6 protein-coding genes are annotated in these 8,392 nt (G+C 70.4%); 5 read left to right on the forward strand and 1 reads right to left on the reverse strand.

Translation table 11 applies throughout. The features are described 5' to 3' along the window. The first annotated feature begins 1 nt into the window (after position 1). Genes AC07ZS_RS19790 through AC07ZS_RS19800 form a run of 3 tightly spaced genes read left to right on the forward strand, consistent with a single transcriptional unit; the run spans position 2 to position 2,426 of the window. Positions 2 to 1,327: a dihydroorotase gene (locus tag AC07ZS_RS19790; RefSeq protein WP_494800240.1), complete on the forward strand. Its 1,326-nt coding sequence runs from the start codon at positions 2 to 4 to the stop codon at positions 1,325 to 1,327. Further along, positions 1,324 to 2,061, forward strand: coding sequence for a lysophospholipid acyltransferase family protein (locus AC07ZS_RS19795; RefSeq protein WP_494800241.1), 738 nt, complete (start codon positions 1,324 to 1,326; stop codon positions 2,059 to 2,061). Before AC07ZS_RS19790 ends, AC07ZS_RS19795 begins: the two co-directional genes overlap by 4 nt. 11 nt (positions 2,062 to 2,072) lie before the next feature. Continuing rightward, a complete protein-coding gene (locus AC07ZS_RS19800) occupies positions 2,073 to 2,426 on the forward strand; it encodes a VOC family protein (protein ID WP_494800242.1) in 354 nt (117 codons plus the stop codon). Here AC07ZS_RS19800 and AC07ZS_RS19805 read toward each other — a convergent pair. Then, positions 2,423 to 3,652: a helix-turn-helix domain-containing protein gene (locus AC07ZS_RS19805; protein ID WP_494800243.1), complete on the reverse strand. Its 1,230-nt coding sequence runs from the start codon at positions 3,650 to 3,652 to the stop codon at positions 2,423 to 2,425. The genes AC07ZS_RS19800 and AC07ZS_RS19805 overlap by 4 nt on opposite strands. A gap of 241 nt (positions 3,653 to 3,893) precedes the next feature. Between AC07ZS_RS19805 and AC07ZS_RS19810 the strand changes: the two genes are divergently transcribed. Beyond that, a complete protein-coding gene (locus tag AC07ZS_RS19810; protein WP_494800244.1) occupies positions 3,894 to 6,032 on the forward strand; it encodes a PQQ-dependent dehydrogenase, methanol/ethanol family in 2,139 nt (712 codons plus the stop codon). Then, complete coding sequence (locus tag AC07ZS_RS19815) at positions 6,010 to 8,154, forward strand: TonB-dependent receptor family protein (RefSeq protein WP_494800245.1); 2,145 nt, start codon at positions 6,010 to 6,012, stop codon at positions 8,152 to 8,154. The genes AC07ZS_RS19810 and AC07ZS_RS19815 overlap by 23 nt, the downstream gene beginning before the upstream one ends. Positions 8,155 to 8,392 lie beyond the last annotated feature (238 nt).

Here is an 8,392-nt window from a genome sequence, read left to right on the forward strand (position 1 = left end):
GATGAAAATCCTGATTCAGAACGGCCGGGTGATGGACCCCGCCAGTGGCCGCGACGAGATCGCCGATGTGGCGATCGCCGCCGGCCGCGTCATCGCCATCGGCAACGTGGCGCCCGACTTTCACGCCAACCGCACCCTCGACGCCCGCGGCTGCGTGGTCGCGCCCGGCCTGGTGGACCTCGCGGTGCGCCTGCGCGAACCGGGCCAGGAACACGCCGGCATGCTGGAAAGTGAAATGGCCGCCGCCGTGGCCGGCGGGGTGACCTCGCTGGTCTGCCCGCCCGACACCGACCCGGTGCTCGACGAGCCCGGCCTGGTGGACATGCTCAAGTTCCGCGCCGAGAAGCTGCACCTGGCGCGCGTGTTCCCGCTGGGTGCGCTCACGCGCGGCCTGCAGGGCGAGGTGCTCACGGAAATGGCCGAACTCACCGAGTCCGGTTGCATCGGCTTCGGCCAGGCCGAGGTGCCCATCGTCAACGTGCAGGTGCTGCAGCGCGCGCTGCAGTACGCCGCCACCTTCGGCTACACCGTCTGGCTGCGCCCGCAGGACTTCTGGCTCGGCAAGGGCGTGGCTGCCAGCGGCCCGCTGGCCACGCGCCTGGGCCTGGCCGGCATTCCCGCGGCGGCCGAAACCATCGCGCTGCACACGCTGTTCGAGCTGATGCGCAGCGCCAAGGGCAGTGGCCAGGGCGCGCGCGTCCACCTCTGCCGCATCAGCAGCGCGGCCGGTCTGGCGCTGGTGCGCCAGGCCAAGGCAGAGGGCCTGCCCGTCACCTGCGACGTGAGCGTGCACAACCTGCACCTCACCGACGTGGACATCGGCTTCTACGACAGCCGCCTGCGCCTGCAGCCGCCGGTGCGCCAGCAGCGCGACCGCGACGCGCTGCGCGCCGGCCTGGCCGACGGCACCGTCGATGCGCTGGTGTCCGACCACAACCCGGTGGACAGCGACGCCAAGACGCTGCCGTTTGCCGAGGCCGAGCCGGGCGCCACGGCGGTGGAGCTGCTGCTGGGCCTGGCCTGCACGTGGGCGCAGCAGGACGGCCTGGGCCTGATGCAGGCGCTGGGCGTGCTCACCGTCGGCCCGCAGTCGGTGCTGGGCGCGAGCCTGGGCACGCTGCAGGCCAGCGTGGGCCGCATCGCCGTCGGCGGTGTCGCCGACCTGTGCATCTTCGACCCGAACAGCGCCTGGGCGGTGCGCCCCGAGGCGCTGCGCAGCCAGGGCAAACACACCCCCTTCGGTGGCCATGAGCTGCCGGTGCGCGTGCACGCCACGCTGGTGGGCGGGCAGATCGCCTACCAGCAGGCCGAGGCCGCGCACGCGTGAAACCCTTGCGCGCGCTCTGGCGTGCTCTGCGGGCCACGGCGCACGTGGTGCGCGGGCTGTGGACCATCCGCACCGAGTTCGGCCGCCTGACCCCGCCGCAGACCGAGCTGCTGGTGCGCGAGTGGACGCGCCGCATGCTGCTCATCATGGGCGTGGAGCTGGTGGTGGAGGGCACACCGCCCGAACACGGCCCGCTGCTGCAGGTGGCCAACCACATGTCGTGGCTGGACATCCTGGTGATGAACGCCGCGCGCCCGAGCCGCTTCGTTTCCAAGGCCGACGCCGAGCACTGGCCCCTGCTGGGCTCGCTCATCACCGGCGCGGGCACGCTCTACCTCGAACGCGGCAACCGCCGCGCGGCCATGCGCATGGTGCACCACATGGCCGAGCGGCTGGAGCTGGGGGATGTGCTGACGGTGTTCCCCGAGGGCACCACGGGTGACGGCCGGGCCCTGCTGCCGTTCCACGCCAACCTGCTGCAGGCGGCCATCGCGGCGCGTGCACCGGTGCTGCCCATCGCCCTGCGTTTCGTGCAGCGCGACACCGGCGAGCCGCACCCGGCGCCGGTGTTCGTGGGCGACACCACCCTGGTCGGTTCGATCTGGGCCACCCTCAATGCCGACGGCCTGCAGGCCGTGGTGCGCTACGGTGAACCGCAACGGGACCAGGGGCGCGACCGCCGCACCTGGGCCAACGACCTGCGGGCCGACATCGAGCGCCTGCGCACCCGCTAAGGAGAGACCCCATGGACCAGCCAGGCCGCGATCGGCGCATCGACTACATCGAGTTCAACGTGAGCGACATCGGGCGTTCCAAGGCCTTCTACGGGGCGGCGTTCGGCTGGAGCTTCACCGACTACGGGCCGGGCTACTGCGAGTTCAACGACGGCCGCATGACCGGCGGCTTCGCCACGGGCGAGCCCGTCCGTCCCGGTGGTGCCCTGGTCATCCTGTATGCGGACGACCTGGCCGACGCGCAGCAGCGCATCGAGGCGGCGGGTGGCCGGATCTCCAGGCCGGTGTTTGGATTTCCCGGCGGGCGCCGTTTCCACTTTCTGGACCCGGACGGGCACGAACTGGCCGTCTGGTCAGCGCCCTAACCCGCGTCCTGCGCTGGCGCCTTTTGCAATCGCCGGTACAGCATGCCGCGCGAGACGCCGAGCGCACGTGCGGCCTTGGCGATGTTGCCGCCGCACGCGGCCAGCGTGCTTTCGATCAGGCGCTGCTTGTGGTCCAGCAGGGTGGCCTGCGGTGTGCCTTCGTGAACGGCCTCGGCAGGGGCCGGCGTTTCGACGGCCGGTGGTGCCACCGCTTCGACGGCTTCGGGCGCGGGTTGCGACACGGCCACCGCGTGCTTGAAGTCGGCGCCGTCGCCGGTGGTGAGCGCGCCCGTCATCCACACGCCCAGGCCGTTGGGCAGGCGCAGGGTCTGTGCCTGGTGCTGGCGTGAGAGCGCCAGCAACCGCTCCAGCGCCACGCCGAACACTTCGTCCACCGTGTGCCGCTGATCCATGCGGCAACCGGTGAGGCGGCGGCCCGCGCCGTTGAGCCAGAGCACGCGCCCGCCGGCGTCGATGCCCGCGAGGGCCTCCATCGGCGTGCCCAGCATCGTGGGGCTGGCCTGGAAGTGCAGCACCAGGTGTTCGACCGATTGCAGCTGCAGCAGGCGGTTTTCGATGGTGGTGGCGTACATGCCCACCACCGACGCGGCGTCGAAGTGGAAGCGCCCGGCCTCGATCGACACGTCCAGCACGCCGGCGAGCTGGCCGTGGATGTCGCGGATCGGCGCGGCCGCGCAATGCAGGGTCTGCAGGCACTGGAAGAAATGCTCGGCGCCGGTGACGGTGCAGGCTTCGCCGGTGCGCACCACGATGCCGGGCGCGTTGGTGCCGACCTGGCCTTCGGTGAGGTTCACCCCCACGCGCGAGGCGGTCTTGAGCAGGGGATGCTCGCGGGCGGCGGGCAGTTGCGTGGCGTGGATGATCACACCCTGCGCGTCGGTCAGCAGCACGCGGCAGTCGGTGCCAGCCAGCGCGGCTTCCATGTGGTTGAGTTCGAGGTTGCCGGCCTGCAGCAGTTGCCGGTTGCGGTTCAGGCTGGCGTGGGCCCGGCTGCGCGTGACCTGCTCGAAGCTCACGAGATCGGTGGGCAACTGGTGCGCCGAGGTGCAGCGCAACCAGGACTGGATGACCGCCTCGCCCACCAGGCCGGACGGGCGGGTGCCCTCGTCGAAGAAGCGCTGGCGCGCCAGCGCGGTGCGCTGTTCGGTGGTCTGGAAAAAGAGCTGGCGCGGCGTGTTCGCCTGCCCGTTCACGGGGTGGGGCATGTTCTGGTCCTGCGGGGCGTCTCCTTTTCCAGTATCCCGTCCATCGGTTCGCGGCGGCATGCGGGTAAGCCCTGCCTGCCGTCGGTCGGATGTTCCACGCCGGAACACATCGGCTTCAGGGAAATCCCGAAGATGAATCGGCTCCCGGAGAGGCAGAAGATGGCAACGCTGGGCCGAGCACGGTCCGGCCCGGCAGCCCCACAAACAGGCCTGCGCGCCGCAGGCAGCACAAGGAGACACGATGAAACCGACACCACTTGTTTCAGTCAGGTGCCGCGCAGCCGCCTGCCTGCTCGCCGCGCTCACGCTCGGCGGTGCCGCGTTCGCGCAGCTGCCGGCGCCCATCAAAGGCTCGCAGGAGCACATCCGCGCGGCCGTGGGCAAGGTCAACGCCACCTTCATGAAAGCCAACGCCGGCAAGACGCCGGACTGGCCCAGCTACGGCCTGGACTACGCCGAGACGCGCCACTCCAAGCTCAACCAGATCAGCACCGCCAACGTGAAGGACCTGGGCCTGGTCTGGTCGTACAACCTCGAGTCCTCGCGCGGGGTGGAGTCCACGCCGCTGGTGGTCGACGGCATCATGTACGTCACCGCGTCCTGGAGCGTGGTGCATGCGGTGGACGTGCGCACCGGCAAGCGCCTGTGGACCTTCGACCCCAAGGTCTCGCGCGAAGCGGGCTACAAGGGCTGCTGCGACGTGGTCAACCGGGGCGTGGCGCTGCACGAGGGCAAGGTCTTCGTGGCCGCCTACGACGGCCGGCTGATCGCGATCGACGCGGCCACCGGTGAGCAGGTGTGGTCCAAGGACACCATCATCGACCGCAAGTTCAGCTACACCATCACCGGCGCGCCGCGCGTCTTCAAAGGCAAGGTGATCATCGGCAACGGCGGCGCGGAGTACGGCGTGCGCGGCTACATCACCGCCTACGACGCCAAGACCGGCGACCAGAAGTGGCGCTGGTTCACGGTGCCGGGCGACCCGAGCAAACCGTTCGAGGACGAGTCCATGGCCAAGGCCGCCAAGACCTGGGACCCGGCCGGCAAGTGGTGGGAAGCCGGCGGCGGCGGCACGGCCTGGGACACCATGACCTTCGACCCCGAGCTCAACCTGATGTACATCGGCACCGGCAACGGCTCGCCCTGGGCGCGCAGCAAGCGCAGCCCGGCCGGTGGCGACAACCTCTACCTGGCGTCCATCGTCGCGCTCAACCCCGACACCGGCAAGTACGTCTGGCACTACCAGGAAACCCCGGGCGACAACTGGGACTTCACCTCCACGCAGCCGATGATCCTGGCCGACATCAAGCTCGACAACAAGCCGCGCAAGGTGATCCTGCACGCGCCCAAGAACGGCTTCTTCTTCGTGATCGACCGCACCAACGGCAAGTTCATCTCGGCCAAGAACTTCGTCGACGTGAACTGGGCCACCGGCTACGACAAGAACGGCCGCCCGATCGAAACCCCGGCCGCGCGCACCGCCGACCGGCCGCGCGAGATCATCCCCAGCGCCTTCGGCGCGCGCAACTGGCACTCCATGTCGTACAACCCGGCCACCGGCCTGGTCTACATGCCGGTGCAGAGCGTGCCGCTCACGCTGATGGACAACAAGGACTGGAAGTTCAACGCCGACCGGCCCGGCGAGCCGCACGCCAACATGGGCTGGAACCTGGCCACCTTCGCCAACGTGGAACCGCCGACGAGCAAGCCCTTCGGTCGCCTCGTGGCCTGGGACCCGGTGCAGCAGAAGGCGCGCTGGACGCAGGAGCAGATTTCGCCGTGGAACGGTGGCACGCTCACCACCGCCGGCAACCTGGTGTTCCAGGGCACGGCTGACGGCCGCTTCATCGCCTACAACGCGACCAGCGGCGAGAAGCTGTGGGAAACGCCCACCGGCACCGGCGTGATCGCCGCGCCCTCGACCTACATGGTGGACGGCAAGCAGTACGTGTCGATCGCGGTCGGCTGGGGCGGTGTCTACGGCCTGGCGCAGCGCGCCACCGACCGCCAGGGCCCGGGCACGGTCTACACCTTCGCCGTGGGCGGCAAGGCGCAACCGCCGGCCTTCGTGAACTACCAGCTCGGCAAGCTCGTGGCCGGCGTGAAGTACGACCCGGCCCACGTGCCGGCCGGCACCGCGCTGTACGTGAGCAACTGCGTGTTCTGCCATGGCGTGCCCGGTGTGGACCGAGGCGGCAACATCCCCAATCTGGGCTACATGGATTCGGCCTTCATCGAGAATCTCGACAAGTTCGTGTTCGCCGGCCCCGCCATGGCGCGCGGCATGCCGGACTTCACCGGGAAACTCAGCCAAGACGATGTCCAGAAAATCAAGGCGTTCATTCAAGGCACGGCCGATGCCATTCGGCCGAAAAACTAGCGGCCTTCTTCTCGGGGCGGTTGCCAGCTTGCTGGCGCCGCCCGCGCTGGCCCAGTCGGACCGTGACACCGCTGGCGCGCTCGCGCCGGTGGTGATCACCGGCAGCAGGATCTGGCAGGAGCGTTGGCTCGCGGCAGGTTCGGTCGAGGTGGTGGACGGCGAGGAACTGCGCGCGGGCCAATTGCAGATCAACCTGTCCGAGGGCCTGGGCCGCGTGCCCGGCCTGGTGGTGCGCAACCGGCAGAACTACGCGCAGGACCTGCAGATTTCCCTGCGCGGCTATGGCGCACGCGCACCGTTCGGGGTGCGCGGCGTGCGCCTGTATGTGGACGGCATCCCGGCCAGCGCGCCCGACGGGCAGGGCCAGGCGGCCAACTTCCCGATCGGCAGCGCCGACCGCATCGAAGTCATCCGCGGTCCGTTCTCGGCGCTGTACGGCGCCTCGGCCGGCGGCGTGATCGCGCTCTACACGCTGGACGGCCAGCGCCCCACCGAGTGGCGCACCGGTGTGGCGGCCGGCGCCAACGGCCTGTGGCGCTTCTCCACCCAGCTCAGCGGGCAGACCGGCAGCGCCGAACAGCCGGGCTGGTCGTACACGCTGGACGCGGGCAAGTTCGCCACCGACGGCGAGCGCCCGCAATCGGCCGCCTCGCGCAGCAGCGGCAACCTCAAGCTCAGCCGCGCCCACGAGGGCGGGCGCACGGTGCTCGTGCTCAACCGCCAGAGCAGCCAGGCGCTGGACCCGCTGGGCCTCACGCGCGCCGAGTTCGACGCCGACCCCGGCCAGACCACCGCGGCGGCCACGCAGTTTCGCACGCGCAAGAGCGTGTCGCAGACGCAGGCGGGGCTGGCCTGGGAGCAGGCGCTGGGGCAGGGCCACCGCATCGAACTCATGGGCTACGGCGGTCAGCGCGCGGTGCGGCAGTTCCAGGCCATTCCCACCGGTGCGCAGACGCCGGCCGGCAGCGCGGGCGGCGTGATCGATCTGGACCGCGACTACTGGGGCTGGAACGCGCGCTGGCGGCTGGACCGCAGCTACGACAGCGGCCGGCTCACCGTGGCGGCAGGTCTGGCGGGCGACCGGCAGACCGAGGACCGTTTGGGGTACGAGAACTTCATCGGCCCCGCGCTGGGGGTGCAGGGCCGGCTGCGCCGCGACGAGACCAACCGCGCCAGCACGCTGGACCCGTATGTCCAGGCCGAGTGGCGCACGCCGGCCACCACCCTCATGGCCGGGCTGCGGCATTCGCGGGTGCGTTTCAACTCGGCCGACCGCTACATCGTGGCGGGCAACCCGGACGACAGCGGGGCGGTGGCGTTCGACGGCTGGAGCCCGGTGCTGGGCGTGCGCCGCGAGATCACGCCGCAGTTGCAGGCGTTTGCGAGCGTGGGGCGGGGTTTCGAGACGCCCACGCTCAATGAGGTGGCGTACCGCGCCTCGGGCCTGACCGGGCTCAACCCGTCGCTGAACGCCTCGCGCAGCCTGAGCGCGGAGACGGGCTTGCGGGGGCGCCAGTCCTGGGGCACCTGGAGCGCCACGCTGTTCGAGACGCGCACGAAGGACGAGATCGTGGTGCTGTCGAACACGGGCGGGCGGTCCACGTTCCAGAACGCGGGGCGCACGCGCCGCCATGGTTTGGAGCTCGCGGGTGTGATGCAGTGGGGGCAGGTCACGGTGACGCCGGCCTACACCTGGATGGATGCGCGGTACCGCGACGGTTTCCTGACCTGTGTGGCCACGCCATGTGCGGCGCCGAACGTGCCGGTGGCGGCGGGCAACCGCCTGCCGGGGCTGGCGAAGCAGCAGGCCTACCTGCAGGTGGCGTGGGAGCCGGGCTGGGCCAACAGTGTGTTCACGCTGGAGGCCTTGCACACCGGGCGCATGGCGGTGAACGACCGCAACACGGATTTCACGTCCGCGAGCACGGTGTTCAACCTGGGGGTGCGGTTCGAGCAGCAGCGGGGCGACTGGACCTGGCGCGAGTTCGTGCGCGTCGACAACGTGGCCGACCGGGCTTATGCGGGGTCGGTGATCGTCAACGAGGGGAACAACCGGTTCTTCGAGCCTGGGGCTGGTCGGTCGCTGTACGTCGGGGTGGAGTTGGTGCGGCGGTTCCCTTGATTTTTGGGGCGTTTCCGGCGGGAACCTCGCGTCAGGCCAGTGGCGGTGCCCGCAGGCCTCCGGCCTCTCGCGGGCGCCTGCCCAGGCAGGCCCATATCACCTCGTCAACACCATCCCTGCACTCAGCCTCTGTGGCCACCGCGAATAGGGCCTGCGCCTGCGGGCACCGCCACTGTCCTGCGAACAAGCGCTGGCGTGCCAAGGGTGGTGCTGGCGACCAAGGTGGCCGGGCCGGCGC

Source organism: Hydrogenophaga sp. GW456-12-10-14-TSB4 (assembly GCF_059424305.1).